Below are 25,083 nucleotides of genomic sequence, written 5' to 3'. Positions count from 1 at the left end.
GTACGGTCGGAGGCTGCCGTCCGGGCCTACCGTACCCGGCTCGCTTTGTGTGACCTGGCCAAGCCCGTCAGCCGATACAGGACCGGTATCGCAACGTGCACCGATGTGAAGCAGGCGTGAGCGGGGTCACTTCTTGCTGTCGATGACCGCCTCCATCACGTTCCTCGCGATCGGCGCCGCGAGGCCACCGCCGGAGATGTCGTCGCGGACGGCGTTGTCGTCCTCGACGACGACCGCTACGGCGACCGGCGCGCTGCCGTCGTCGCCCTTGGCGTAGGAGATGAACCACGCGTAGGGGTTCTCGCTGTTGTCGACGCCGTGCTGGGCCGTACCGGTCTTGCCGCCGACCTTGACGCCGGGGATCTTGGCGTTCGAGCCGGTGCCCTTGTCGACGACCGTCTCCATCATCGACTGGAGGATCTGGGCGTTCTCCGGCGACAGCGGCTGGCTCAGTTCCTCGGGGTCGGTCTTCGTGATCGGGTCGAGGCCGGGCGACTGGAGCTCGTCGACCATGTACGGCTTCATCAGCTTGCCGTCGTTGGCGACGGCCGAGGCGACCATGGCCATCTGCAGCGGCGTCGCGGCGGTGTTGAACTGGCCGATCGAGGACAGCGCGGTCTGAGAGGGGTTCATGTCGTCGGAGAAGACCGAGGCGTTGGCGCGGACCGGCGTGAAGTGCTCCTCGTCGAAGCCGAACTTCTTGGCCATGTCCAGCATCTTGTCGTTGCCCAGGTCGGCGCCGATCTTGCCGAAGACGGTGTTGCAGGAGTACTGGAGGGCGACCCGCAGCGAGGCGTTCTTGCAGGGGATGTTGCCCTCGTTGGGCAGCTTCGTGTTGGTGCCCGTCATGACCCAGGGGTCCGGCGAGTCCGTCTTGGCGTCGGCGGATGTGTACTTACCGTCCTCCAGCGCCGCGGCCGCGGTGACCACCTTGAAGGTGGAGCCGGGTGGGTAGGTCTCGCGCAGGGCCCGGTTGAGCATCGGGTCGTCCGGGTTGTTCTTCTTCTGCAGCTTCGACCAGGCCCCGCCGTCCTTCGACGTGGAGTTACCGGCGAAGGAAGAGGGGTCGTACGACGGGTAGGAGGCGAGCGCCAGGATCTTTCCGGTCGACGGCTCGATCGCCGCGACAGCGCCCTTGCCGCCCTGCTTCTTCAGGCCGTCGTACGCGGCCTTCTGGGCTGCTGCGTTGAGCGTGGTGACGACGTTGCCGCCCTGCTGCTTCTTGCCCGTGAGCATGTCGAGCGTGTTGCGGAAGAACAGCCGGTCGTCGTTGCCGGTGAGGATGCCGTCCTCGAGGTTCTCCAGCTGCGTGGCGCCGAAGGCCTGCGAGGCGTAGCCGGTGACCGGCGCCCACATGGCGCCGTCCTTGTAGGTGCGCTTGAACTTGAAGTCGCTGCCCGACGACTCGGCGGAGCCGGTGATGGCCTTTCCGCCGACGATGATGTTGCCGCGGGGGGAGGCGTAGCGCTCGATGGTGACGCGACGGTTCTTCTTGTCGGTGCGGAGCTCGTCGGCCTGGACGTACTGGATCCAGTTGTCGCGGATCAGCAGTGCCAGAACGAGCAGGCCGCAGAAGATCGCGATCCGGCGCAGGGGCTTGTTCATGACGGGCGGACCACCTGGGTCATCTCGGCGTCGGGGTTGGCGGCGGGAGCGGGGGCCGGGCGGCGGGCGGTGTCGCTGATCCTCAACAGGATGCCGATCAGGGCCCAGTTGGCGATCACGGAGGAACCGCCGTACGCCACGAACGGCAGCGTCATACCGGTCAGCGGGATGAGGCCCATCACACCGCCGGCCACGACGAAGACCTGGAGGCCGAAGGCGCCGGACAGGCCGACGGCCAGCAGCTTGCCGAACGGGTCGCGGGCCGCGAGGGCGGTGCGCACACCCCGCTCGATGATCAGGCCGTAGAGCAGCAGGATCGCCATGACGCCTGCCAGGCCCAGCTCCTCGCCGAAGGTGGCGAGGATGAAGTCGGAGTTGGCGGCGAAGCCGATGAGGTCGGAGTTGCCCTGTCCGAGGCCGGTGCCGAGGGTGCCGCCGGAGCCGAAGGCCCACAGGGCCTGCATGGCCTGCTCGGAGTGGATGATGCCGTCCTGCACGCCGGCGCGTGAAAGGTCGAACTCGCGCATCGGGTTGAGCCAGGCCTGCACACGCGTCTGGATGTGCGGCTCGAAGCTCGCCACGCCGACGGCGCCGACCGCGGACATCAGCAGACCGAAGACGATCCAGCTGGTCCGCTCGGTGGCGACGTACAGCATGATGACGAACATCCCGAAGAACAGCAGGGACGTACCGAGGTCGGTCTCGAAGACCAGGATGAGGATCGAGATGACCCAGACGACGAGGATCGGGCCCAGGTCGCGGCCGCGCGGCAGGTACAGGCCCATGAAGCGGCGGCTGGCCAGGGCCAGGGCGTCTCTCTTGACCATGAGGTAGCCGGCGAAGAACACCGCGAGGGCGATCTTCGCGAACTCACCGGGCTGGAGCGTGCCGAGGCCGGGGATCTTGATCCAGATCTTGGCGCCGTAGATGTTCGCGCCGAGTCCGGGCACGAGCGGCAGGATCAGCAGGAACAGCGCGCCGGCCATGGAGATGTACGTGTAGCGCTGCAGGACGCGGTGGTCCTTCAGGAAGACCACCACGACCGCCAGCAGGGCGACGCCCATCGCCGAGTACAGCAGCTGACGCGGTGCGGCATCGGCGTAGTTGCTGAGCTTCTTCGACTGGTCCAGCCGCCAGATGACCACCAGGCCGAGCCCGTTCAGCAGGGTCGCCAGTGGCAGCATCAGGGGGTCGGCGTAGGGCGCGAACTTCCGGACGACCAGGTGGCCGACGCCTGCGAGCAGTCCGAGCCCGAGGCCGTAGCTCAGCAGGCCCGGCGGCACCGAGTCGTGAAGGGCCAGGCCGACGTTGGCGTAGGCGAACACCGGGATGACGACGGCGAACACCAGCAGTGCGAGCTCGGTGTTGCGCCGGCTCGGCGCGCCGATGGCGCCGATCGTGGACGTGTGGTGCGTCGGCGAGTGCGACGTATTCGTACCGCTCATCGTGTGACAGGGCCTCTCACGGCTACTGCTTACCGCACAGCGAGACGACCTTCTGCTCTTCCTCCGAGAGGCTGGGGCCGGGGCTGGGGGTGGGTGCGGTCGTGGTCGGGGGCGTGGACTTCTCCGGGGCCGACGGTGAACCCGACGGGCTGGACGGGTTCGGCGTCGGTGTGGCCTTGGACGTGAAGGAGGCGGGAGTGGTTCCCGTGGTGCCCCCGGCCTCGCCTTCGCCGGTCTTGGAGTTGTTCTGGCTCTCGGCTTCGCGCCGCTGCGCTTCCTTCTTGCACGCGGAGGCCTGCACCGACAGTTCCTGGATCTTCGCCTGGGCGTTCTTGAGTCCGCCCTCGGGGATGGTCTCCTTGACCTGCTTCTGCTGGTAGGGCGGCAGGTACTTGAGTTCGATCTCGGGGTGGTCCTTCTCGACGTCCGAGAGCGAGACCCAGGCCAGGTCCTGGCTGATGCCCCGGTACAGCGCGACGTGCTCGTCCTCGGCGCCGACGTAGTACTGCGTCTGCGTCCAGCGGTATCCGCCGTAGAGACCGCCGCCGACGACGGCCAGCGCGAGGGCGCCGTAGAGGGATCTCTTCAGCCAGCGGCCCTTTTTGCGGGGCTTGGTGAAGTCGTCGTCGTAGTCGAAGCCGGTCGCCGGGATGTAGCCGGTGGTGTCGCCGGAGCCGGGCGGGCCGAACTCGCCGCCTCCGCCGCCGCGGCTGTGGCGGCCGAGTCCGGAGGCGCGGCCCGCGGGGGTCTGCATGATGCCGTTGTCGTGCAGCTGGTGCTGGTTCTCGGCGACGGCGCCGACCACGACGGGGGTGTCGGACAGCTGCCCCGCGAGGGTGTCACCGGTGTCGAGGTCGAGGACGTCGGCGATGATGACCGTGATGTTGTCCGGGCCGCCGCCGCGCAGCGCGAGCTCGATCAGGTTCTGGACGGTCTCCTGCGGGCCCTGGTAGCTGGCCAGGGTGTCCTCGAGGGTCTGGTGGGAGACCACGCCGGACAGGCCGTCGGAGCAGATCAGGTAGCGGTCGCCGGCGCGGACCTCGCGGATGGACAGGTCCGGCTCGACGTGGTCGCCGGATCCGAGGGCGCGCATCAGCAGCGAGCGCTGCGGGTGCGTGGTCGCCTCCTCCTCGGTGATACGGCCCTCGTCGACCAGGCGCTGCACCCAGGTGTGGTCCTGGGTGATCTGGGTGAGGACGCCGTCGCGGAGCAGGTAGGCGCGCGAGTCGCCGACGTGGACCAGGCCGAGGCGCTGGCCCGTCCACAGCAGGGCCGTCAGGGTGGTCCCCATGCCCTCCAGCTGGGGGTCGTCCTCGACCATCGAGCGCAGCTGGTCGTTGGCGCGCTGCACCGCCGTGCCCAGCGAGGTGAGGATGTCGGAGCCGGGGACGTCGTCGTCGAGCGCGACGATGGTGGAGATGGCTTCGGAGGAGGCGACCTCACCGGCCGCCGCGCCGCCCATGCCGTCGGCGATGGCGAGCAGGCGCGGGCCGGCGTATCCGGAGTCCTCGTTGCCCTCCCGGATCATGCCCTTGTGCGATCCGGCCGCGAAGCGCAGTGACAGACTCATGCGCACCTCGCCTGTCGGCTCCGGGTACAGCCGGTCGTGTCGAGCCACACTGCCCACCCTCCGGTCGGGAGCGCGCGGGGGGCCGGGGTGGGGCCCGCCACTGCGTGCTCGCTCCGTTCGCGCCTATCCATGATGTAGCACTACTTCCGCAGCTCGATGACGGTCTTGCCGATGCGGATCGGCGCGCCCAGCGCAATCGGTGTGGGAGTCGTCAGCCGGGACCGGTCCAGGTAGGTGCCGTTGGTGGAGCCGAGGTCCTCGACGATCCACTGGCCGTCGCGGTCCGGATAGATCCTGGCATGGCGGCTGGAGGCGTAGTCGTCGTCCAGCACGATCGTCGAGTCGTGCGCCCGGCCCAGGGTGATGGTCTGGCCCTGGAGCGCGACCGTGGTGCCGGTGAGGGTGCCTTCGGTCACGACCAGCTTGGTGGGGGCGTTGCGGCCGCGGCGGCCGCCGGCGGGCTGCTGGCGTTGCTGCGGCGGTGCCTGGCGGGCGGCGGCCTGCTGCTGCTGGCGGCCCGCCTCACGGCGCGAACCGCGTTGGGTGACACGCGTACCGAAAAGGTCGCTGCGGATGACCTGCACGGCCACGATCACGAACAGCCACAGTACGGCCAGGAAACCCAGCCGCATGACCGTGAGGGTCAGCTCTGACATTGCCCCCGCTTCACCCTTCGGCTTGCCGGTAAATGATGGTGGTGCTGCCCACGACGATCCGCGAGCCGTCGCGGAGCGTAGCGCGGGTGGTGTGCTGCCCGTCCACCACGATGCCGTTGGTGGATCCGAGATCCTGGATCGTCGAGGGCGTTCCGGTCCGGATCTCGCAGTGCCGGCGGGAGACGCCGGGGTCGTCGATCCGCACGTCGGCGTCGGTGCTGCGGCCCAGCACCAGCGTGGCGCGGGAGATCTGATGGCGGGTGCCGTTGATCTCGATCCAGTGGCGGGTGCGTGCGCCGGCGGCCGGGGCGGCCGGGGACCGCTGACCGCTCGCGGCGGGCGGGTAGCCGTAGCCGCCGGGGCGGCCGCCGGGTGGCGGCGCGGCCGGCATGGGCGGGGCGCCGGCGGGCGAGGCGGACGGCGGGTAGCCGTAGCCGCCCGGGCGTCCGCCCTGCGGGGCGGCGGGCGCGCCGCCGCCTCCCGGGCCGGCCTGCTGGTTGCTGGAGGAGGCGAGCGTACGGCTGCGCACCCGGTACAGGCCGGTGTCGAGGTCGTCCGCCTTCTCCAGGTGCACCTTGATCGGGCCCATGAAGGTGTAGCGCTGCTGCTTGGCGTAGTCGCGCACCATGCCGGCGAGCTCGTCGCCGAGCTGGCCGGAGTAGGGGCTGAGCCGCTCGAAGTCGGGCGTGCTCAGTTCGACGATGAAGTCGTTGGGTACGACCGTCCGGTCGCGGTTCCAGATCGTGGCGTTGTTGTCGCACTCACGCTGGAGCGCTCCGGCGATCTCCACGGGCTGGACCTCGGACTTGAACACCTTGGCGAAGGTGCCGTTGACCAGACCTTCGAGACGCTGCTCGAACTTCTTCAGGACTCCCATGAGGCACCTCCTCCGTAGCTGCCGTCCTGTGTACTGCCCTGCGGGCCGCTTGGCTGGTACTGCTTACTGATCGTATCCACGCGCCGCTCGATCGGCTGGTTCCCCCTGTCAGCACCGCCGACGGGTGTCGACGCATGACGAAGTTCCCTGTGGAGCTCTTCTTCGAACTCCTCCGGTCTTACTGCTGCGCGTATCCGCCTCCGGTATGCCTGACAAGGATCGTAGAGGCGGCTGAAGACCAGTGTCCCGCACCCGGCTGTGGACCCCGACCCCTCTCGCGGAGACGGCGGGTACCGGTACGAGGTTGATACGTGAACCGGTACGCGTTGATACGTGGCAGGGACATCGAAGGTTCGGCAGGGGGGTCTGCCTGCGGGGATAAGGGATGTGAACCCACCCCTTCCAGCGTGCTAATGTTCTGGGTGTCGGAAGGCGCCGGCCCCAAGGGGGCAGACGCCCAGGACACACCCAATGCGCGGGTGGCGGAATAGGCAGACGCGCTGGATTCAGGTTCCAGTGCCCGCAAGGGCGTGGGGGTTCAACTCCCCCCTCGCGCACAGTCGAGAACGGGCGGCATCGATAAGATGCCGCCCGTTCTTCGTGTATGCGGATGTGACGGTTGTCTCGGGCCGGTCCGAGTCCGGCCGTGTGAGGAAGCTCTCAGGGCTGGTCGGCCCGGCCGTCCCCCAGGGTTCGCCCCGGGGCGAAGCGTTCCCGTACGACCGGGTCGTCGAGGAGGCGGGCCGGGTAGCCGGGGCCGGTGCGGGCGCTCATGTCCCGCTGGTGGAGCGGCTCGCCGCAGGCGGAGCAGACGACCCGGGCCTCGGTGTCGTGGGCGCACGGCTGGTGGTGCAGGACCACCGGGGCGCCCTCGTCGCCGGCCAGCCAGCGGTCGCCCCAGGCGTTGATCGCGGCGAGGACGCCGAAGAAGTCGCGGCCCTTGTCCGTCGGCAGGTACTCGTGGCGGACCGGGTCCCTCTGGTAGACGTGCCGCCGCAGCAGGCCCTCGGTCTCCAGGCGCCGCAGCCGGTCGGTGAGGGTGTTGCGGGCGATGCCCAGGGTGCCGATGAAGCCGTCGAAGCGGGTTTCGCCGTAGAAGACCTCGCGCAGCACCAGGAGGGTCCAGGCGTCGCCCAGGATGTCCGCGGTGCGGGCGATCGAGCAGGGCCAGGTGCTGAACGAGGTCCGTCTCATGGGTTCACTGTAGAAGGCCGTCCCCTTTTTGGTCTCATGATGAGATCGACCCTCCTGGCCCGGGGCGGCCTATTCGCGCATTCCCGCCAGGTCCGCCGGGCGGCGGCGCAGGGCGAGGGCGGCAGGGACCGTCGCGCAGATCACGGCCAGCAGGGCGCAGGCGGTCGCCGTCGCGCCGAGCGCCTGCCACGGGAGGGTGACGGTGGGACTGACCGACAGCAGGCCGAGGGCGCCCCACATGCCGGCCAGGTTGACGCCCGTGACCAGCACGCCCAGGAGCGCACCCGCCGCGGTGGCCGTCAGGGCCTCGGCCGCGGTCAGCCGCAGCACCTGTCGGCGGGTGGCTCCGGTCAGCCGCAGCACGGCCAGGTCGCGGACCCGGTCGGAGGCCGCCATGACCGTGGTGTTGGCCACGGAGATGCCCGTGTAGAGCAGGGCGATGCCGAGGACCAGGAAGACGCCGAGGCGGGTGTTGCGGTTGGTTTCCGGCTGGGTGGCGCGGATCCACGCGTCCCGGGTGAGGACCCGGCCGCCTCCCGGACCGGCCGCCTCGCGCAGGGCGGCGGCCACGGCGCCGGGGGCGGCGCCGTCCTCGAGCGCCACGTCCACGCGGTCGACCGTGGCGCCCGGGGCGTTGCGCGGGGTGACGTAGACGCCGTTGCCGCCCGTGCCGGTGGGCATCACCGCGGCGATGCGGAGGGTGCGGGGTGTTCCGTCGCCGAGCCATACCCGGACCCGGTCGCCCACCCGGTGCCGTTGCCACTCCTCGTTGACGATGATCGAGTCGTCGTCGAGGTCGCTCGTCCGGCCCGCGCCGATCGGCAGGCGGCTGGTGGCCGCCAGGTCGGCGGGGGTCGCGGCGCGGGCCTCGGAGCGGACCAGCGCCACGCCGTCCTCCAGGACGTGGACGGCCGTCGACGACGTGGGTGAGATCCGTGCGCCCGGTACGGCACGCAGTCTGGTCAGGGTGGCCGCGTCGAAGCCCTGTCCGGCGGCCGGGGTGACGACGAAGGCGGCGGTGGTGCGCTCGCTCGTCTCGGTGGACTTCGCGTGGTTCAGGGTCGCGGTGGCGCCGAGGAGTGAACCGGCGAGCGCGACCGTGACGAGGACGGGAGCCGCGAGGGCGGCGGTGCGGCGTACTCCGGTCGCCGCGTTCTCGCGCACCAGCATGCCCACGGCCGAGGGCAGGCAGGTCAGCAAGCGGATCAGGGGCCGCAGCACCAGGGGCGCGAGCAGGGCGGCCGCGGTGATCAGCAGCATGGGGCGGATGATGTACGTCTTGCGGTGGAGCAGGTCGGACGGGTCGGTGGTGAGGGACAGGACCAAGGTCACGGCGGCCACGAGCAGGAGGGCGATGCCGCAGAGCAGGCGTCCCCGGGTCAGCGGGCCGCTGTCCGCCGCCGCCTCGCGCAGGGCCTCGGTGGGGGCGGTGCGGCCGGCCCGCCAGGAGGCGGCGGTGGCTCCGCCCAGGGCGACGAGCAGGCCGGTCCAGAAGGCCGCGTGGTAGGGCCAGGTGTGCTCGCCGATGGTGAACCAGGCCGGGGCGAGGCCTTCTTCGACGACCCGGGCCGCCAGCAGCGGTGCCCCGTAGGAGCCCAGCGCGCAGCCCGCGGCCGAGGCGAGGGTGCCGACGGCGAGGGCCTCGGCGAGGACGGCCCGGCGGAGCTGGGCCGGACTGGCCCCGGCGGTGCGCAGCAGGGCGAACTCCCTGCGGCGCTGGGCGACCGCGAAGGCGAAGGTCGACGCCACGACGAAGACGGACACGAAGGCGGTGACGCCGCCGGCGGTGCCGAACAGGGCGTTCATCGCGGTGAGCGCCTCACGGTCCCGGCCCGGGTCGGTGTCGGCGAGGCGGCGTGCCGTGCCGGTGAGTACCCGGGCGCTGTCGCCCACCGCCGCGCGTACGGACGCGGGGTCGGCTTTCACCACCAACTGGGTCGTCACCGGGTGCAGTTGTGCGGCGCGGGTGTCCGTGAAGAACACGGCGTTCTCGAAGCCGCGGGAGGTCAGCGTGCCGACGACGCGTACGGTGCCCGCGTCGGTGCGGATGCGTTGGCCCGGGCGCGCCCAGTCGCCGGTGACGGTGACCTCGCCGGCCGTGCGGGGGGCCCGGCCGGTGGCGAGGTCGTACGGGGCGAACGCGGCGGTGGACCAGGGGTGGCCCACCAGGCCGGCGGGAGCGCCCGGGGCCCTTACGGGAAACGAGCGGTCCTCGACGACCCGGCCCAGCGTCCGCAGCCGCGCGACGGTCGCGGCCGGTACGGGACGCGGGTGCGCGAGCGGCGACTCCCGGATGCCGATCGGGGTCGGGACGCGCAGGGCGTCCTGCCCCTTGACCACCACCGGCGCGGCGGCGAAGCGCTCGGGGCCGCGCTCCGGGGCGGTGACCGTCGAGGCCAGGGCCAGGCCCATCACGGTGAGCAGTGCCACGCCCAGCGAGAGCGCGACGAAGCTGCCGGTGAAGGTGGCCCAGCGGGCGCGCAGGGTGCGCAGGGTGAGGCTCAGCACGGCACGGCCTCCAGGCGGGTCATGCGGAGGGCGATGGCATCGGCGTCGGCACCCGTCAGCTCTCCGCTCACGCGGCCGTCGACGAGGAAGATCACACGGTCGGCGTACGCGGCGGCCACCGGGTCGTGCGTGACCATGACGACCGTCTGGCCCTCGCGGTCGACCATGCCGCGCAGCAGGCCGAGCACCTCGCGGCCGGTCCGGGTGTCCAGGGCGCCGGTCGGTTCGTCGCCGAACAGCACGTCGGGCCGGGTGATCAAGGCGCGGGCCAGGGCGACGCGTTGCTGCTGGCCGCCGGAGAGCTGGGCCGGCCGGTGCCGGGCCCGGTCGGCGAGACCGACCTGTCCGAGCGCCTGGCGCACCCGGGCCGCGGGGACGCGGCGGCCGGCCAGGCGCAGGGGCAGGGCCACGTTCTGTTCGGCGGTCAGCGAGGGCAGCAGGTTGAACGCCTGGAAGACGAACCCGACGCGCTCGCGCCGCAGCAGGGTCAGCCGCCGTTCACTGAGCCCGGTCAGTTCGGTGCCGCCCACGGCGACCGACCCGGAGGTGGGCCGGTCCAGCCCGGCCGCGCACTGGAGCAGCGTGGACTTGCCGGAGCCGGAGGGGCCCATGACGGCGGTGAAGGTCCCGGCGGGGAACGACAGGCAGACCCCGTCGAGCGCGGTCAGCGATCCGTATCTCCTGGTGACCGAGTCCAGCCGGACGGCGTCGTGTGTCATGGGTTCCCCCTGGTGTCGGTGTCGATCTCCACGAAACCGCGCGGGGGTGGGCCGGCGCAGTGCGGCAGGGCCTAGACCTGGGGTAGGGCCAGGCATACCCCAGGGCCTCCGTCTGATCCCATGGCCGCGGCCCGAAGCGGCTTCTACGGTGATCCCCATGCACCCTCGGAACGTGTGGCAGGCCATGTCCCGCCCCGCTTATCTGCTGTCGGCGTGGCCGTGGCGGTCGGCCGCCTACCTGTTCACCGGCGCGCTCATCGGCGTGGTCGTGCTGGTGGGGACCGTGCTGTCGGCGGCGGCCGGCGGGGTGCTCGCCCTCGCGCTGGTGGGGCTGCCGTTGCTGCTCGGGACGGCCCTGGCGGGCCTTCCGGTGGCTGCCCTCGAGCGGTACCGGCTGCGGCTGGTCGACGCGGAGCCGGCGCCCGACCCGCACGAGGCGCCCCGGGAGCCGGGGCTGCGCGCCTGGCTGTCGACGCGGCTGCGGGAGCGGGCCACCTGGCGGGAGCTGGGTCACGCCCTGCTGTTCGCGGGGCTGTTGTGGCCGGTCGACGCCCTCGCGTTCACCGTCTTCCTGCTGGGGCCCCTGACCGTGGTGGCGACTCCGTTGCTCCTGGCCGTCTTCGGCGAGGCGAAGGTCCTCAAGGTGTGGCTGGTCACCACCTGGCCGGCCGCCGTCGGGTTCGCCGTCCTCGGGCTGGTCCTGCTCGCGGTGGGTGCCTGGCTGCTGGGCGTCGTGGCCGGGGCCCGCGCCGGGCTGACCCGGCTGCTGATCGCGCCGCGGGAGGCCGACCTGGGAGCCCGCGTGGTCGAACTGGCCCGCTCACGGGTGCGGTTGGTGGACGCCTTCGAGGCGGAGCGGCGGCGGATCGAGCGCGATCTGCACGACGGGGCGCAGCAGCGGCTCGTCGCCCTGACGATGACGCTCGGGCTGGCACGCCTCGACGCCCCGCCCGGTCCGCTGGCCGACCAGCTGGCCAAGGCGCACCGGGAGGCGGGCACGGCCCTCGCGGAGCTGCGCGAACTCATCCAGGGCATCCACCCCAAGGTCCTCGCCGACTACGGGCTCGAAGCGGCCGTCGCCGACGCGGCCGACCGCTCGGCCGTGCCCGTGGACGTGGACCTGGAGCTGCCCGGACGGCTCTCCCCGGCGGTCGAGGCCGCCGCCTACTTCGTGGTGTGCGAGGCGCTCGCCAACGTGGGCAGACACAGCGGGGCGAGCCGGGCCGAGGTGAGCGGCGGGCACCGCGACGGGCGGTTGCTGCTGCGGATACGCGACGACGGGCGCGGTGGGGCGCGGGCCGGGGAGGGCAGTGGGCTGACCGGCCTCGCCGACCGGGTGTCGGTGCTCGAGGGCAGACTCTCCCTGTCCAGTCCGCCCGGCGGACCGACCCTGCTGCGTGTGGAGATCCCTTGTGAGCCTGCGAGTTGAGCGGCCGCTGCGCGTCGTCCTGGCGGAGGACAGCGTGCTGCTGCGGGACGGGCTCGTCGGACTGCTGGAGCGCTGCGGGCACCGGGTCGCCGCGGCCGTGGGGGACGCGGAGGCACTGGTCGCCGCCGTCGGGGAGCACGAGCCGGACGTGGTCGTGACGGACGTGCGGATGCCGCCCGGATTCCAGGACGAGGGCCTGCACGCGGCCGTACGCCTGCGCCAGGAGCGGCCCACGCTGCCCGTGCTGGTCCTCAGCCAGTACGTGCAGCGCCGGTACGCCGCCGAGCTGCTGGACTCCGGCGACGGCACGGGCGTCGGCTACCTGCTCAAGGACCGCGTCGGCCAGGTCGGGGAGTTCGTCGAGGCGCTCGGCGAGGTAGCGGACGGCGGCACGGTCGTCGACCCCGAGGTCGTACGGCAGTTGCTGCGCCGCCGCCGCGATCCGCTGGAGCGGCTCACCCCGCGCGAGCGGGAGGTGCTGGCGCTGATCGCGGAGGGCCGGTCCAACAGTGCGATCGCCCGCGAACTGGTGGTCTCCGAGGCGGCCGTGGGCAAGCACGTCTCCGGCATCCTCACCAAGCTGGATCTGCCGCCGGCCGACGCCACCCACCGCCGGGTGCTGGCCGTTCTGGCGTATCTGCGGGCCTAGGAACGGGCTTGGGTACGGGCCGGGCAGCGGTCCCAAGGCCCTTGTGCCGTCGACACGTTGTATAAAAACCAGCGAGTTGGTTTGATTACGTCGCCATCAGAGCCCTGCAGGGGAGCCACGGGTGACCAAACAGGACCGGGCCGTCCGGACCCGTCTAGCGCTGATCCGGTCTGCCGCCGAACAGTTCGAGGACCGGGGGTACGTCCGGGCCGGCCTGGCGCGGATCAGCGCGGGGGCCGGGGTCAGCTCCGGTGCGCTGCACTTCCATTTCGCCAACAAGGCCGCCGTCGCCGAGGCCGTCGAGCTCGCGGCCGCCGATGCCCTGCGCGAGGCCGCGGTACGCGGCCGGGAGGGCGACGGCCACGTCCTGCAACGCCTGGTGGACGTCACCCACCACGTCGCCCGGCTGCTGTGCGCCGACGTGGTGGTGCGGGCCGGGCTCCGGCTGAACGCCGAGCGGGTCGCCGGGCGGGCGCGGGACCTGCGCCGGGAATGGCGGGAGTGCCTGCACGGGCTGCTGGCCGAGGCGGAGCGCCGGAGCGAACTCGCCGCGGGTGTCACGCCGCAGCGCACCGGTGCCGTCGTCCTCGCGGCCACGACCGGAATCGAGGTGCTGGCCCGGGAGGACCGCGGCTGGCTCGCCCGCCCGTCGCTGACCGACCTGTGGCAGCTGCTGCTGCCGTGCCTGGCGGCACCGGAGTTGGTCGGGGTGCTGGATCCGGCGGGGAGTGGGCCGGTGGGGGACGGACCGGCGGGGAGTGGGCCGGCGGAGAGCGGGTCGCCGGCTGCTCCGGGGCTTGAGGCCGAGGCGTGCCGGGTGGGGCTCGCGCTGCGGTAGTGATGTGCCGCCGGCCGACAGTGGGTGAAGCCACAGCCAAAACAAACCGGATGCCAAGTTTTTCCGGCCCGCTGATCGCACGATGGTCCCCCAGCCTCTGGACCGAGGAGCGATGAGCCATGGCAGAACCGCAGGCCTGCCCCTTCCTGTCGATCGACCCGTCCGGTCGGGACCTCTACGGCGAGATATCCCGGATCCGTGCCCGGGGCCCGGCCGTGGAGGTCGAACTCCCTGGGGGCGTACGGGCGTGGTGGATCACCGGCCTGGAGCTGAACAAGCGGCTTCTGGCCGGACCCGAGACGAGCAAGGACGCCTACCAGCACTGGCCGGCCTGGATCAACGGGGACATCTCCCGCACCTGGCCGCTCGCCATCTGGGTCTCGGTGCGCAACATGGTCACCGCCTACGGCTCCGACCACAGCCGGCTGCGCAAGCCGATGGCCGCCGCGTTCACCAAACGCCGCGTCGACGCGCTCATGCCGCGCGTCCAGGAGATCGTCGACCGGGCGCTGGAGGCACTGGAGCGCGTCCCGGAGGGCGAAGTCGTCGACCTCCGGGCCGCGTTCGCGGCGCCGATCCCGCACGAGGTGGTGTGCGAGCTCTTCGGTGTACCGCCCGGCGAGGACGGCCCGCGCGCGAACCTCTACCGGATCATCAACCGCTTCTTCGACACCGCCATCTCCCTGGAGGACGCCCAGGCCAACGCCGTCGACCTCTACGGCACGCTGACCGCGTTCCTCCAGCACAAGCGCGAGAACCCGGCCGACGACCTGACGACGGCGCTCATCGCCGCGCGGGAAGAAGGCAGCTTCAGCGAACAGGAGCTGATGGACAATCTGATCCTGCTGCTCACCGCCGGCTTCGAGACGACCGTCAACCTCATCGACAACACCGTGCACAGCCTGCTCGCCCACCCCGACCAGCTCGGCCTCGTCCGCTCCGGGCGCGCGACCTGGGAGGACGCCCTGGAGGAGTCGCTGCGCTTCGAGGCGCCGGGTGCCATGTCGGGTCTGCGCTACGCCGTGCGGGACATCGAGATCGAGCCGGGCCTGACCATCCCCGAGGGCGACCCGCTCGTGGTCTCCTTCGCCGGTGCCGGGCGCGACCCCGAGCGGCACGGGCCCGACGCCGACCGGTTCGACATCACCCGCGGCACCAGCCGCGACCACGTGTCCTTCGGCCACGGCGTGCACCACTGCCTGGGCCGGCCCCTGGCCATGGCCGAGGCGACCGTGGCCCTGAGTTCGCTGTTCGCGCGCTTCCCGCGGCTTGCCCTGGCCGATCCGTCGCGTCCGCCGAAGCGGCTGCGGTCCATCATCTCCACCGGTCACGAGGAGCTGCCGGTGCTGTTGCACGGCCGGGGCCCCGCTCCGCGCCCGGAGGAGGCGGAGGTGGGGGCGGAGTGATCAGGAGACCTTCCGGCCCTGGAGATACGCGCGGTACCAGGGCGCCGCGCGGGTGAACCCGGCCGCGAACCCCTCGCCGGGCGAGCAGTCGAAAGCCTTCCAGAACGTGTCGTCCACGAACCAGTGGTCGACCGTGAGCATGCCGAGGTGGTGAAGGGCGAGCGGTGACCCGGCGGCCCGGTCGAGGGCGGTGGCGACGTCCACGGCCGTACCGCCGCCGGGCACCCCCAGTTCCCGGGACACGGCCGCCAGCAGGTCCGCGACCGCCACCGGCTCGGGGTGGGTCACGTGGTGCACGCCGCCGGGCGCCGGGGTGAGGGCGGCGGCCACCACCGCGCGGCCCAGGGTGCCGACGTCGATCATCGACTGAAGTGCCGCGCAGCCGGTCAGGGTGGCCGACAGTTCGTTCAGCAGCCACACCAGGCCGGGGATCACCCAGCGGTCGCCCTCGCCGTACACGAGGTGGGGGCGCAGCACCAGGCCGCCCGCGTCGAGGACGTACCGTTCGGCGGCGGCCCGGGTGCGGCTGGTGGGTGACGCGGGCGCGACCGGGACCTCCCCGGGGTGTACTCCGCGGAACGGGCCCCGGCCGTGCACGGCGGTCGTACCGACGTACACGATCCGGCGCACTCCGGCGCGCACGGCCTCCTCGATCAGGGCCCGCGTGCCGTGGTCGTTGACCGCCTCGATGGTCTCGGCATCGCCTCCGACCCGCGTGGCGCAGTGCACCAGGACGTCGGTGTCGGCGCAGACGCCGCGCAGGGAGGGCGGAGCGCACAGGTCGCCGTGCACGTACTCGGGCCCCTGCGGTGCGTGCCGGGACAACAGGCGGACGTGGACGTTCGGTTGCCGCCGTGCAGTGGCGGCCACCCGGCCGCCGACGAAGCCGCTCGCGCCCGTGATCAGAATCTTGAGCGTCACGGCAGGGACCGTACCCGCGCGGGCCGGGCGGAGGTCAGGGTGGCGGTGAAGACGGACTCGCCGTCCTGTCGCCCCGAAACCTTCACGGTCACCTCCCGGGGGCCTCCGGCGAGCACCTGGGTCTCGATGCGGCAGGCGCTGTGCAGTTCGGCGTACCGGGTGAAGTCGGCCGTCATCCTGCTCGGCAGGAAGGGGTGCAGGCCGGACGCGGCGGTCGCGGCCTGGCGGGCCGCCTCGAACAGGACCATGCCGGGGACGTGGTCGTTGGGCCGGGAGAAGAGGACGGGGTGGCCGGTGTCGACGCGCAGGTTCCAGACGCCCGGACGGTCACCGGGAGCGAGGACGACGTCCTCGGGGCGGGACCGGCCTGCGGTGTGCGGCGCTATGCCCGCCAGGAGGGGAACCGGCCGGTCCACGGCGTCCAGCCGGTCCGCCCGCAGGCGGCGGTAGGCGCGCGGTGAGGTGCAGCCGGTGCTTCCGGTGCCGCGGGCGACGAGCCGTCCCGCGCGGCGGAACTCCATCGTGGTCCGCATGCTGTGCAGCCCGCGGCCGCGGCGGCGGACCTCGGAGCACACGACGTCGAACTCGACCGGTTCGGCGGCGTCCGCCAGCAGCAGTGCGGTCGGGTCGACGTGGACCGTCATGTCCCACATGACGAAGTGCGTGTCGGCCGGGGCACCGAACTCGGCGTGCGCCAGCACCATCGAGGCCTGCCGCAACGTTTCTCCCACGACCATCGCGTCCTGGTGGCGGTCGTCCACGGGGCCGAAGAAGGGGTGGGCGGCGGGCCAGTGCGCGGTGAAGCGGAAGCGGGTGTCGGAGATTCGGGTCCACCGGGTGGGGAAGACGTCCGTCTCAGTGGTGCGATGGGCGAGTTCCCTGGTGACGACGGCGGCGGTGTGCGAGTGGGGGGCGGGGCGTGCGGTGACGGGGGAGAGCGGCGCGTGTACGTGGGCGTCTCCGGCCCTTGCCGGGGGGTCTGGATCCTCGGCGGCCGTGCCCGCGTCCGGGTGCGGGGCCGCGGGTGCTTCGGTGACCGTGTCCGTGGCCGGTGGTGCGGGTGCTTGGGCGGTGGCGGCCGGTCCTTCGGCGGTGGCGGCCGGTGCTTCGGCGGTGGGGCGCTGCGGGGCGATGGTCCGGGGGGCGGTGGTCTGTGGCGGGTTCTCGACGGTCGTAGCGCTTCCGTTTGCCGGACGGCCCTCGCGTCCGGTCTGATCCTCCGTGAGTGCGCTCAAAGGCCCTGTCCGCGGCATGAGAACCCCCAGATCGGCTGCCTGGTCGCGGTCGACGCTTGACTAAGATACGGACGAGCCGGTTTTTTTCAAAGGGCGAGCCAAGCCCTGGAACAGGCTCTCGCGCCCTCGCCACACAGCGACTTCACAGGGATCGACGGAGATCAGGAGGCATCCGATGGCGCGACAGGAGCGCGCGATCCGCACCCGGCGGACCATCCTGGAGGCGGCGGCGGCCGTCTTCGACGAACGCGGCTACACCTCGGCGACCATCGGCGAGATCCTGGAGCGGGCCGGCGTCACCAAGGGCGCGCTGTACTTCCACTTCGGTTCCAAGGAGGAGCTGGCGGTGGGGGTGTTCGAGGAGCAGCTCGCGATCACGCTCCCGCCGCAGTCCAGCAAGCTCCAGGAACTCGTCGACTCCGGTCTGGTGATGGCCCGTCGGCTGCGGTCCGAACCGCTGGTGCGGGCCAGCGTGGGGCTCGCCCTCGACCAGGGGGCCATGGACCTCGACCGCACCCCGGCCTTCCGGATGTGGATCGACCAGAACACGCAGATGCTGACCGAGGCGAAGGCGAGCGGCGAGCTGCTGCAGCACGTCGACGTGGCGGAGACGGCGGAGCTGCTGGTCGGCAGTTTCTCCGGGGTGCAGCTGCTGTCCCAGCTGCGCTGCCAGCGGCAGGATCTCGAGCGCCGTGTCGTCGTGCTGTTCGAGCACTTCCTGCCCAGCATCACCGTGCCGGCGGTGCTGGCCAAGCTCGACATCTCGGTGGAGAGAGCCGAGCGGGTGCTGGCGCAGGCGCTGAGGGAGGAGGCGGCGGCCGGACCGGCGCAGGCCTCCGTGCCCGCCCAGGCTCGCGTGTCCCCGGGGGCGTAGCCACTGCCGTACGGGCCCGGCGCGGGTCTCCACGGCGGTGGAGTTGTCCACAGGGTCTGACGCGTTTCAGCCACCGGTTGTACGGTCGGCACGAGTTGATTTTCGTGCGCGTGCGGGGGAGGCGGTCGGGATGACCAGCAGTGGAGCTCGAGGCGAGAGCGGGACGGCGGCGACGTCCGGGGCGCCGCGCAGGCTGCCCCGGGTGCGTGGCTTCGCCGAGTGGCCGGCCGCCGGGTCGCCCAAGGACGAGGGCAAGGCCCTCCGCACGCAGATCCCGCGCAGCTCACACGCCTCGCTCGACCTGGACCCGTCCCGGCCCGGCGCGGTGAGCGCCGTCGAGGAGTCGGGCCGCGGGCGGCTGCCCGAGCTGACCCCGATACGCGTCGGCCGCATGGCCGCCACCCCGTTCGCGTTCCTGCGCGGCTCGGCGGGACTCATGGCGTACGACCTCGCGCGCACGCCCATGACCAGGATCCGGGCCCAGCTCTGCGGCGACGCCCACGCGGCCAATTTCGGCCTGTACGGCGACGCGCGCGGCGGCCTGGTCATCGACCTGAACGACTTCGACGAGACGGTGCCCGGCCCCTGGGAGTGGGACCTCAAACGACTCGCGGCCTCCCTGGTGCTCGCGGGCCGGGTGGCCGGCGCCGACGAGGACCAGTGCCGCAAGGCGGCCTACGACGCGGCCGGCGCCTACCGCAGGACCATGCGGCTGCTGGCCAGGCTCCCGGTGCTGGACGCGTGGAACGCCATCGCGGACGAGGAGCTCGTCTCCCACACCGACGCCCATGATCTGCTCGGCACGCTGGAGCGGGTCTCCGAGAAGGCCCGCCACAACACCAGCGGCCGCTTCGCGGCCAAGTCGACCGAGGCCACCGAGGACGGCGGACGCCGGTTCGTGGACGCGCCACCGGTGCTGCGCCGCGTCCCGGACGCCCGGGCCGCGGCCGTGGCCGCGTCCCTGGAGGAGTACGTCGGCACCCTCCAGGAGGACCGGCTTCCCCTCCTCGCCCGGCACGCGGTGCACGACGTCGCCTTCCGCGTCGTCGGCACGGGCAGTGTCGGTACCCGGTCCTACGTCGTGCTGCTCCTGGACCACCGGGGCGAACCGCTGGTGCTCCAGGTCAAGGAGGCGCGGGCATCGGCGCTGGTGCCGCATCTGGCGACGGCCGGTTTCGAGACGCCGGAGGCCGGCCATGAGGGCCGGCGGGTCGTGCTGGGCCAGAAGCGGATGCAGGTCGTGAGCGACAACCTGCTGGGCTGGACGACCGTGGACGGGTTGCCCTTCCAGGTCCGCCAGTTCCGCAACCGCAAGGGCAGCGTCGATCCGGCGGCCCTGGCCACCGACCAGCTGGACGACTACGGCCGCATGACCGGTGCTCTCTTGGCGCGCGCACACGCGCACAGCGCCGATCCGCGGCTCATCGCCGGGTACTGCGGGAAGAACGAGGAGCTGGACGAGGCGATGGCGGCCTTCGCCGTGGCCTACGCGGACCGGACCGAGGCAGACCACGAGGAGCTGCTGGCGGGGGTGCGGGCGGGGAAGGTCGCGGCGGAGACGGGGGTGTAGGAGGCGGGGGCGGGCCATCCCGCCCGGGGCGCCGGCCGCGGTGTGTGTGCCGCCTCCCCGGTCCGTCCTCCTCCGGGGCCGGGCCGGGCCGGTGCGTCACCTAGGCTGGTCGGGTGACGACCCCGGAAGCTGAGCAGGATGGTGGCGACGCCGCACGGCCCGAGGCGCGGCTGGAGCGGGCTGTGCGGGCCGCCGAGCAGGCGTTGATCGAGTACGAGATCGCGGTGGAGACCTTCCGCGTCGAGGTCGAGAACTTCTCCCGGCTGCACGAACAGAAACTCGGTCCGCTGTACGCCCGGCTCGAGGAGCTGGACGCCCGGATCCTGGAGGCCAGAGCCGCCCGCAGCGGCGACCCCGCGGACCGGCAGCGGGCGGAGGAGGCCCGAGCGCGGCTCGCCCCCATCCCCGGCGTCGAGGAGCTGCTGCACGGCTGGATGGACGGCAGCGGTCTGTTCCCCGAGGCCACGGCGATGCTCACGGACCAGCCGGTCCGGCCCCCGCAGCGGGTCCGCCCCAGCGAGGAGGCCCGCAAGCTCTACCGTGACCTCGCCCGCAAGGCCCACCCGGACCTGGCGCAGGAGGAGAAGGAGCGCGCGCGGCGCGAGGAGTTCATCACGCGGGTCAACGCCGCCTACGCCCGGGGCGACGAGGCGGAGCTGCGTGAGCTCGCCGCGGAGTGGGCCGAGGGACCCGAGCTGAAGCGGGTCCCCAGCCGCGCCGAGGAGCTCTACGCCCGCCTCGAGTGGCTCGCCCAGCGCAAGGAGCTGCTCGGGCTGCTGGCCAGGGAGCTGGAGGACAGCGCCATCGGCCACATGCTCCAGCTGGCCCCGGACGACCCGGACCGGCTGTTGGACGAGATCGGGCAGGGCCTGCTCACCCAGGTCACCGAGCGGGAGGCGGAGCTGGCCGCGCTGTTCGGCGGCGCAGAAGGCCAGGGCCGGGGCTGAGCCGTGCCCCGGTCGGCGTTCCGGCCGGTTCCGGTAGCGTCGGGCACATGAGTTTTGGAGCTGGTGTGCCCACGGTCGCGGTCGCGGACCTCAAGGACGGTGACTTCCTGCTGGACGTCCGGGAGGACGACGAGTGGAAGGCCGGCCACGCCGCAGGGGCGCTGCACATCCCGATCAGCGAGTTCGTCGCCCGGTACGGCGAGCTGACCGAGGCCGCCCCGCAGGACGGCCGGGTCCATGTGATCTGCCGTTCGGGCGGCCGGTCCGCCCAGGTCACGATGTACCTGGCCCAGCAGGGCGTCGACGCGGTGAACGTCGACGGCGGCATGCAGGTGTGGGAGGCGTCGGGCCGTCCCGTCGTGACGGACGACGGGCAGCAGGGGTTCGTCCTCTAGGGACGCCCCCCGGGGCCTGTCCCGTTGATCAGGCCGGTGGGTGGGCCGCCAGGAGGTCGCCCAGGGCCTCCTCGTGTGCCGCGGCCGGGCCGAGTGAGAGCTCCAGGTGCTTGGCCCAGGCGTGGTAGCGGTGCAGGGGGTAGTCCACGTCGGCGCCGAACCCGCCGTGCAGATGCTGCGCGGTCTGCACCACCCGGCGGACGCCCTCCGCAGCCCAGATCTTGGCGACGGCCACGTCACCGGCGGCGGGCAGCGGGCCCGGGGCCCCGGAGGCGATCCGCCACGCGGCCTGCCACAGCGTGGCCTCCATCGCGCGCAGGTCGATGTAGCGGTCGGCGGCCTGCACCGCGACGGCCTGGAAGGTCGCGATCGGGAACCCGAACTGTTCCCGCTTGCCCGTGTACTCCCCCGTCATCCGCAGCACGCGCTCACCCAGCCCGAGCGCCAGCGCACACGTCCCGGTGGCCAGCAGGTCCCGCAGCCACTCCCAGGCCCCGTCGGTGTCGATCACGTCCCGGGCCGCGAGCCGTGCCGACGTCAGCCGCAGCTCACCGAGCCGCTCGCCGCTGGTGGAGAACTGCTCGGCCAGGTGGGACCCCTCGTGTCCGCGCGGCACCAGGGCCAGCACGGTCCGGCCGGTCCCGGTGTGCGCGGGGACGAGCGTGACATCGGCGTCGTAGGCCCACGGCACCGCCGTCTGCACGCCGTCCAGCACCCAGGTCCCGCCGTCCTGCCGGGCGGTCACGGACTGTTCGGCCGGGTCGTGGCCGGTGCGGCCGTGCGCGGCGACGGTCAGGACGGTCTCACCCCGGCCGGCCCGGGTGAGCAGGTCCGCCTTGGCCTCCTCACCGCCGTAGGCCTGGACGGCCGCGGCTGCCGCGCTGCTCTCCAGCAGGGGGACCCTGGCCAGTACCCGTGCCGACTCCCGCAGCACCAGGCAGAGCGCGATGGCGTCCAGGCCGGCCCCGCCGTACCGCGCGTCGAGCAGCAGGCTCAGCAGGTCGGCGTCGGCGAGCCGGGCCCACAGGGCGCGGTCGTACGTCTCGGCGACGGCGCCCGGGGTGAGGGCCGGGCTGGGCACGGCGTCGGGGGCGACCCCGGCGAACACGCCCTTCGCCGCCTCGGCCGCCGCCTGCTGCTCCTCGGTGAAGGTGAAGTCCACGGTGCCTGTCCTTCCGGCGATCCCGTTGAGCTGACGGGGCGTCAAGATAGAACAGGTTCTAGAAGAAGGGAATGGGTGTACGGGCGGGCGCCGTAGGGTGTCACACTCGCCGTACGGTCGGCCTCCCCGGTGTGGCGACGGCCACGGTGGGAGGGGCGGCCAGGGGCTGTGCGCGGGTGGGTCTCCTGAGTACCGTGCCGGTGCCGGTGCCGGTGCCGGTGCCGGTGCCGGTGCCGGTGCCGATGCCGCGCGGTGCCGCGCGGGCCGCAGGATGCCCTCGCGGCCGGGCGGACGGAACGACGGACCGGGATCGTGGAACGGGGCGGAATGGACGCGTACGACGAGGGCTCGAACGCCCGGCACGGCCCCGACGCGCCGGTACGTTCGACCCCGCCCGCGGAGCGGGACGTACCGGTGGACCTGCCCGGTGAACCCCGCACCGGCATCGCCGCGCTCTCCCTCCGCTACCAGATCGGTGTCGCCCTGGCGCTCGCGGTCGTCGGCATCGGGGTGTGTGTGCACCTCGGGATGACGTTCCTGCACGTCGCGCCGGCGAACACGGTCACCAGGGCGCACGGCGAGGCCGTCGACGACTGGATCTATCCGGAGTTCGAGCAGAACTGGAAGCTCTTCGCGCCGAACCCGCTCCAGCAGAACATCTCGATCCAGGTCCGCGCCGGAGTCCGCGGTCCGGACGGCATGACGTCGACCACCGGCTGGTACGACCTGTCCGCCGAGGACGGCCGGGCCATCGACGGCAACCTGCTGCCCAGCCACACCCAGCAGAACGAGCTGCGCCGGGCCTGGGACTTCTACGTCGCGACGCACGACGGCGAGAACCGCCCGGTGGGCCTGCGCGGAGCCCTCTCGGAGTCGTATCTGCGCCGGATCATGGTGCTGCGCCTCCACGACGACGGCGCGGTGCGGGCCGCGACCGGGGGCGCCGGTGTCATCGAGCGGGTGCAGGTGCGCTCCCGCACCAGCAATGTGCCGCCGCCCGAGTGGAGCCGGGAGAAGGTCTCCACGACACCGTCCTACCGGGAGCTGCCGTGGTGGAGGGTGTCGCGGGACGAGGCCGGGGGAGGGGTGCGGTGAACCGCTTCTCGCTGGCCGTCTCGGGCGCCATAGCCCGCGTCACCGAGGCGGCCCTGGGCCCCTACCAGACGGCCGTCATCCGCATCGGCTTCAGCGCCACCTGGCTGCTGTTCCTGCTCCGCGAACTCCCCCACCGGCACGAGCTGTACGGCCCCGACGGCCCCTGGAGCTGGGATCTCGCCCAGCAGCTGGTCGGCTCCAACGGCTCCTTCACCGTCCTGATGTGGTCGGACGGCAGGGTCTGGTTCGAGATCGTCTACGCCCTCGCGGTCCTCGCCGGCGCCCTGCTGATGCTGGGCTGGCGCACCCGCACCATGTCGGTGCTGTTCATGGTGGGCGTGCTGTCGCTGCAGAACCGCAGCGTCTTCATGGGCGACGGCGGCGACAACGTGCTGCACCTGATGTCGATCTACCTGGTGTTCACGCGCTGCGCCCAGGTGTGGTCGCTGGACGCCCGGCGGGCCGCGCGGGAGCGGGCGGCCCGCGCGCGGGGTGAGCGGGTCACGGACCGGACCGGCCCGGTCCTGTGGGGCGGGCTCGGGCTCGTGCTGGTCGCGGTGACCCTGGCCGGCCGGGTGCAGAGCGACTGGCTGATACCGGCCCTGCTCTGGACGGTCTGGGTGACGCAGGGCCTGTGGTGGCTGGTGGGGCGCCGGGCCCGGACCGGCGAGCCGCGGATCATGCTGGACGTCGTCGCGAACATCGTGCACAACGGCGCGCTGCTCGTGATCATGGCGGAGGCGTGCCTGATCTACGCGACGGCCGGCTGGTACAAGATCCAGGGCTCCCGCTGGCAGGACGGCACCGCGGTCTACTACCCGCTCCACCTGGAGTACTTCTCGCCCTGGCCGGGACTGGCGGACCTGTTGTCCGTCAGCGGCACGATGGTGATGCTGGTGACCTACGGGACGGTCCTGGTGCAGGTCGCCTTCCCGTTCACGCTGTTCAACCGGCGGGTGAAGAACGTCCTGCTGGCGGTCATGATGACCGAGCACGCCGTGATCGCCGTGGTCCTCGGTCTGCCGTTCTTCTCGCTGGCGATGATCGCGGCGGACGCGGTGTTCCTGCCGACCGGCTTCCTGCGCCGCCTGGGCGACAGGGCGGCGCGCGCGCGTGACCGGCTGCCGCGCCGCGGCGGCCGTGCGCCGGTCCCCGGGCAGCGGGCGCACGAGAGCCCCGAGACCACGCACGTAGGCTTCGGGGCATGACCGACCCCGTGACCGCCTGGCACCGGCTCGCCGGTGACACCGTCCTGCTCGACGGGTTCCACGCCCTCAAGCACGCCGTGCGGTTCGGCGCCGAGGTGCCGGTGGCGGTCACCGCGGACCGGGCGGCCGCACTCGCCCTCGCCGACGAACTGGCCCCGGACGTGCGGGACGTGCTGGCCGGGCTGCTGAGCGAGGTGCCGCACGAGACGTACGCGTCGTTCGTGCCGCGCCCGCACCCCACCGCCGTGGCCGCCCTGGCCGTGCGGCCGTCCCGTTCCGCCGGCCTCGCGAAGCTGGCGGCCGTGCCGCGCGCGGCTCCGGTCGTGGTCCTCGACAATCCGCGCAACCTCGGCAACGCGGGAGCGGTGATCCGCCTGGCCGCCGGTTTCGGCGCCACGGGCGTGGTGACGACCGGATCGGTCGACCCCTGGCACCCGACGGTCGTGCGGGGCGGGGCGGGCCTGCACTTCGCGACGACGGTGGAGCGACTGGCCGTCGAGGAGCTGCCGCCGGGCCCCCTGTTCGCCCTGGACCCGGAGGGCGACGACATCCGGGGCGTCAAGCTCCCGGACGACGCCGTCCTCGCGTTCGGCTCCGAGCGCACCGGCCTGTCCACGGAACTCCGCGCCCGCGCGGACCACCTGCTGTCCCTGCCGATGCGCCCCCAGGTCAGCAGCTACAACCTGGCGACGAGCGTGGCGATGACCCTGTACCACTGGAGCGCGGGTTCTGGAGCGCCCCGATAGGGGCGCGGGGCTGTATCGATGAGCGGCTCCGCCG

General features: G+C 72.5%; 22 protein-coding genes and 1 tRNA gene. 12 read left to right on the top strand and 11 right to left on the bottom strand.

Annotated features, from left to right (window positions below; genetic code table 11):
• Positions 1 to 126 precede the first annotated feature (126 nt).
• The 5 genes from ABTX60_RS09315 to ABTX60_RS09295 all read right to left on the bottom strand — a co-directional run bounded on the left by ABTX60_RS09315 (position 127) and on the right by ABTX60_RS09295 (position 6,153).
• Positions 127 to 1,605, bottom strand: coding sequence for a peptidoglycan D,D-transpeptidase FtsI family protein (locus tag ABTX60_RS09315; RefSeq protein ID WP_352096453.1), 1,479 nt, complete (start codon positions 1,603 to 1,605; stop codon positions 127 to 129).
• The gene (locus ABTX60_RS09310; RefSeq protein ID WP_352096452.1) at positions 1,602 to 3,050 is read right to left on the bottom strand and encodes an FtsW/RodA/SpoVE family cell cycle protein; all 1,449 of its coding nucleotides are present in this window, start codon (positions 3,048 to 3,050) and stop codon (positions 1,602 to 1,604) included. The genes ABTX60_RS09315 and ABTX60_RS09310 overlap by 4 nt, the downstream gene beginning before the upstream one ends.
• A 22-nt stretch (positions 3,051 to 3,072) precedes the next feature.
• Positions 3,073 to 4,620 (bottom strand): Stp1/IreP family PP2C-type Ser/Thr phosphatase, encoded by a 1,548-nt coding sequence (locus ABTX60_RS09305; protein WP_352096485.1) that lies wholly within the window; start codon positions 4,618 to 4,620, stop codon positions 3,073 to 3,075.
• 140 nt (positions 4,621 to 4,760) lie between these two features.
• The gene (locus ABTX60_RS09300) at positions 4,761 to 5,276 is read right to left on the bottom strand and encodes an FHA domain-containing protein FhaB/FipA (protein ID WP_184848004.1); all 516 of its coding nucleotides are present in this window, start codon (positions 5,274 to 5,276) and stop codon (positions 4,761 to 4,763) included.
• Positions 5,277 to 5,286: 10 nt separating this feature from the next.
• The gene (locus tag ABTX60_RS09295; RefSeq protein ID WP_352096451.1) at positions 5,287 to 6,153 is read right to left on the bottom strand and encodes an FHA domain-containing protein; all 867 of its coding nucleotides are present in this window, start codon (positions 6,151 to 6,153) and stop codon (positions 5,287 to 5,289) included.
• 473 nt (positions 6,154 to 6,626) lie between these two features.
• Here ABTX60_RS09295 and ABTX60_RS09290 point away from each other — a divergent pair.
• Positions 6,627 to 6,710, top strand: a tRNA-Leu gene (locus ABTX60_RS09290).
• A 103-nt stretch (positions 6,711 to 6,813) separates the two neighbouring features.
• Here ABTX60_RS09290 and ABTX60_RS09285 read toward each other — a convergent pair.
• From ABTX60_RS09285 to ABTX60_RS09275, 3 genes are all read right to left on the bottom strand, one after another.
• The gene (locus ABTX60_RS09285) at positions 6,814 to 7,347 is read right to left on the bottom strand and encodes a winged helix-turn-helix transcriptional regulator (protein WP_352096450.1); all 534 of its coding nucleotides are present in this window, start codon (positions 7,345 to 7,347) and stop codon (positions 6,814 to 6,816) included.
• Between the two features lie 69 nt (positions 7,348 to 7,416).
• Positions 7,417 to 9,855, bottom strand: a complete 2,439-nt coding sequence (locus ABTX60_RS09280; protein ID WP_352096449.1) for an FtsX-like permease family protein — start codon at positions 9,853 to 9,855, stop codon at positions 7,417 to 7,419.
• Positions 9,849 to 10,574 (bottom strand): ABC transporter ATP-binding protein, encoded by a 726-nt coding sequence (locus ABTX60_RS09275; protein ID WP_352096448.1) that lies wholly within the window; start codon positions 10,572 to 10,574, stop codon positions 9,849 to 9,851. Before ABTX60_RS09275 ends, ABTX60_RS09280 begins: the two co-directional genes overlap by 7 nt.
• A gap of 157 nt (positions 10,575 to 10,731) precedes the next feature.
• On the opposite strand from ABTX60_RS09275, the gene ABTX60_RS09270 reads away from it, so the two are divergent.
• The 4 genes from ABTX60_RS09270 (at position 10,732) to ABTX60_RS09255 (ending at position 14,896) form a co-directional block, all read left to right on the top strand.
• On the top strand, positions 10,732 to 12,003 hold the full coding sequence (locus ABTX60_RS09270; protein ID WP_502992295.1) for a sensor histidine kinase: 1,272 nt from the start codon (positions 10,732 to 10,734) through the stop codon (positions 12,001 to 12,003).
• Entirely contained in the window at positions 11,993 to 12,652 is a 660-nt protein-coding gene (locus ABTX60_RS09265) for a response regulator (RefSeq protein WP_352096483.1), read from the top strand. The genes ABTX60_RS09270 and ABTX60_RS09265 overlap by 11 nt, the downstream gene beginning before the upstream one ends.
• A gap of 121 nt (positions 12,653 to 12,773) precedes the next feature.
• Positions 12,774 to 13,490 (top strand): ScbR family autoregulator-binding transcription factor, encoded by a 717-nt coding sequence (locus tag ABTX60_RS09260; protein ID WP_352096447.1) that lies wholly within the window; start codon positions 12,774 to 12,776, stop codon positions 13,488 to 13,490.
• A 119-nt stretch (positions 13,491 to 13,609) separates the two neighbouring features.
• Positions 13,610 to 14,896, top strand: coding sequence for a cytochrome P450 family protein (locus tag ABTX60_RS09255; RefSeq protein ID WP_352096446.1), 1,287 nt, complete (start codon positions 13,610 to 13,612; stop codon positions 14,894 to 14,896).
• Here the strand turns inward: ABTX60_RS09255 and ABTX60_RS09250 are convergent, their stop codons facing one another.
• Both ABTX60_RS09250 and ABTX60_RS09245 read right to left on the bottom strand, forming a co-directional pair.
• The gene (locus ABTX60_RS09250; RefSeq protein ID WP_352096445.1) at positions 14,897 to 15,817 is read right to left on the bottom strand and encodes an NAD-dependent epimerase/dehydratase family protein; all 921 of its coding nucleotides are present in this window, start codon (positions 15,815 to 15,817) and stop codon (positions 14,897 to 14,899) included.
• Positions 15,814 to 17,052, bottom strand: coding sequence for a ScbA/BarX family gamma-butyrolactone biosynthesis protein (locus ABTX60_RS09245; RefSeq protein ID WP_352096444.1), 1,239 nt, complete (start codon positions 17,050 to 17,052; stop codon positions 15,814 to 15,816). Before ABTX60_RS09245 ends, ABTX60_RS09250 begins: the two co-directional genes overlap by 4 nt.
• Before the next feature lie 175 nt (positions 17,053 to 17,227).
• Here ABTX60_RS09245 and ABTX60_RS09240 point away from each other — a divergent pair, with 175 nt between their 5' ends.
• The 4 genes from ABTX60_RS09240 (at position 17,228) to ABTX60_RS09225 (ending at position 20,838) form a co-directional block, all read left to right on the top strand.
• Complete coding sequence (locus tag ABTX60_RS09240) at positions 17,228 to 17,926, top strand: ScbR family autoregulator-binding transcription factor (protein WP_352096443.1); 699 nt, start codon at positions 17,228 to 17,230, stop codon at positions 17,924 to 17,926.
• Positions 17,927 to 18,056: 130 nt separating this feature from the next.
• A complete protein-coding gene (locus tag ABTX60_RS09235) occupies positions 18,057 to 19,496 on the top strand; it encodes a DUF2252 domain-containing protein (RefSeq protein ID WP_352096442.1) in 1,440 nt (479 codons plus the stop codon).
• A 113-nt stretch (positions 19,497 to 19,609) separates the two neighbouring features.
• Complete coding sequence (locus ABTX60_RS09230) at positions 19,610 to 20,443, top strand: hypothetical protein (RefSeq protein ID WP_352096441.1); 834 nt, start codon at positions 19,610 to 19,612, stop codon at positions 20,441 to 20,443.
• 65 nt (positions 20,444 to 20,508) lie between these two features.
• Positions 20,509 to 20,838: a rhodanese-like domain-containing protein gene (locus tag ABTX60_RS09225; protein ID WP_352096482.1), complete on the top strand. Its 330-nt coding sequence runs from the start codon at positions 20,509 to 20,511 to the stop codon at positions 20,836 to 20,838.
• 28 nt (positions 20,839 to 20,866) lie between these two features.
• On the opposite strand, the gene ABTX60_RS09220 is transcribed toward ABTX60_RS09225, so the two are convergent.
• Positions 20,867 to 22,000: an acyl-CoA dehydrogenase family protein gene (locus ABTX60_RS09220; RefSeq protein WP_352096440.1), complete on the bottom strand. Its 1,134-nt coding sequence runs from the start codon at positions 21,998 to 22,000 to the stop codon at positions 20,867 to 20,869.
• Between the two features lie 327 nt (positions 22,001 to 22,327).
• On the opposite strand from ABTX60_RS09220, the gene ABTX60_RS09215 reads away from it, so the two are divergent.
• Genes ABTX60_RS09215 through ABTX60_RS09205 form a run of 3 tightly spaced genes read left to right on the top strand, consistent with a single transcriptional unit; the run spans position 22,328 to position 25,049 of the window.
• A complete protein-coding gene (locus ABTX60_RS09215) occupies positions 22,328 to 23,095 on the top strand; it encodes a DUF5819 family protein (RefSeq protein WP_352096481.1) in 768 nt (255 codons plus the stop codon).
• A complete protein-coding gene (locus ABTX60_RS09210) occupies positions 23,092 to 24,303 on the top strand; it encodes an HTTM domain-containing protein (protein ID WP_352096439.1) in 1,212 nt (403 codons plus the stop codon). The genes ABTX60_RS09215 and ABTX60_RS09210 overlap by 4 nt, the downstream gene beginning before the upstream one ends.
• Positions 24,300 to 25,049 (top strand): TrmH family RNA methyltransferase, encoded by a 750-nt coding sequence (locus ABTX60_RS09205; RefSeq protein WP_352096438.1) that lies wholly within the window; start codon positions 24,300 to 24,302, stop codon positions 25,047 to 25,049. The genes ABTX60_RS09210 and ABTX60_RS09205 overlap by 4 nt, the downstream gene beginning before the upstream one ends.
• The last annotated feature ends 34 nt before the right edge of the window (positions 25,050 to 25,083 follow it).

It is taken from the genome of Streptomyces sp. NPDC126510, assembly GCF_040302345.1.
GTDB lineage: Bacteria > Actinomycetota > Actinomycetes > Streptomycetales > Streptomycetaceae > Streptomyces.
Note: the sequence above shows the minus strand (reverse complement) of the source record. Positions and strands in the feature narration are given on the sequence as shown.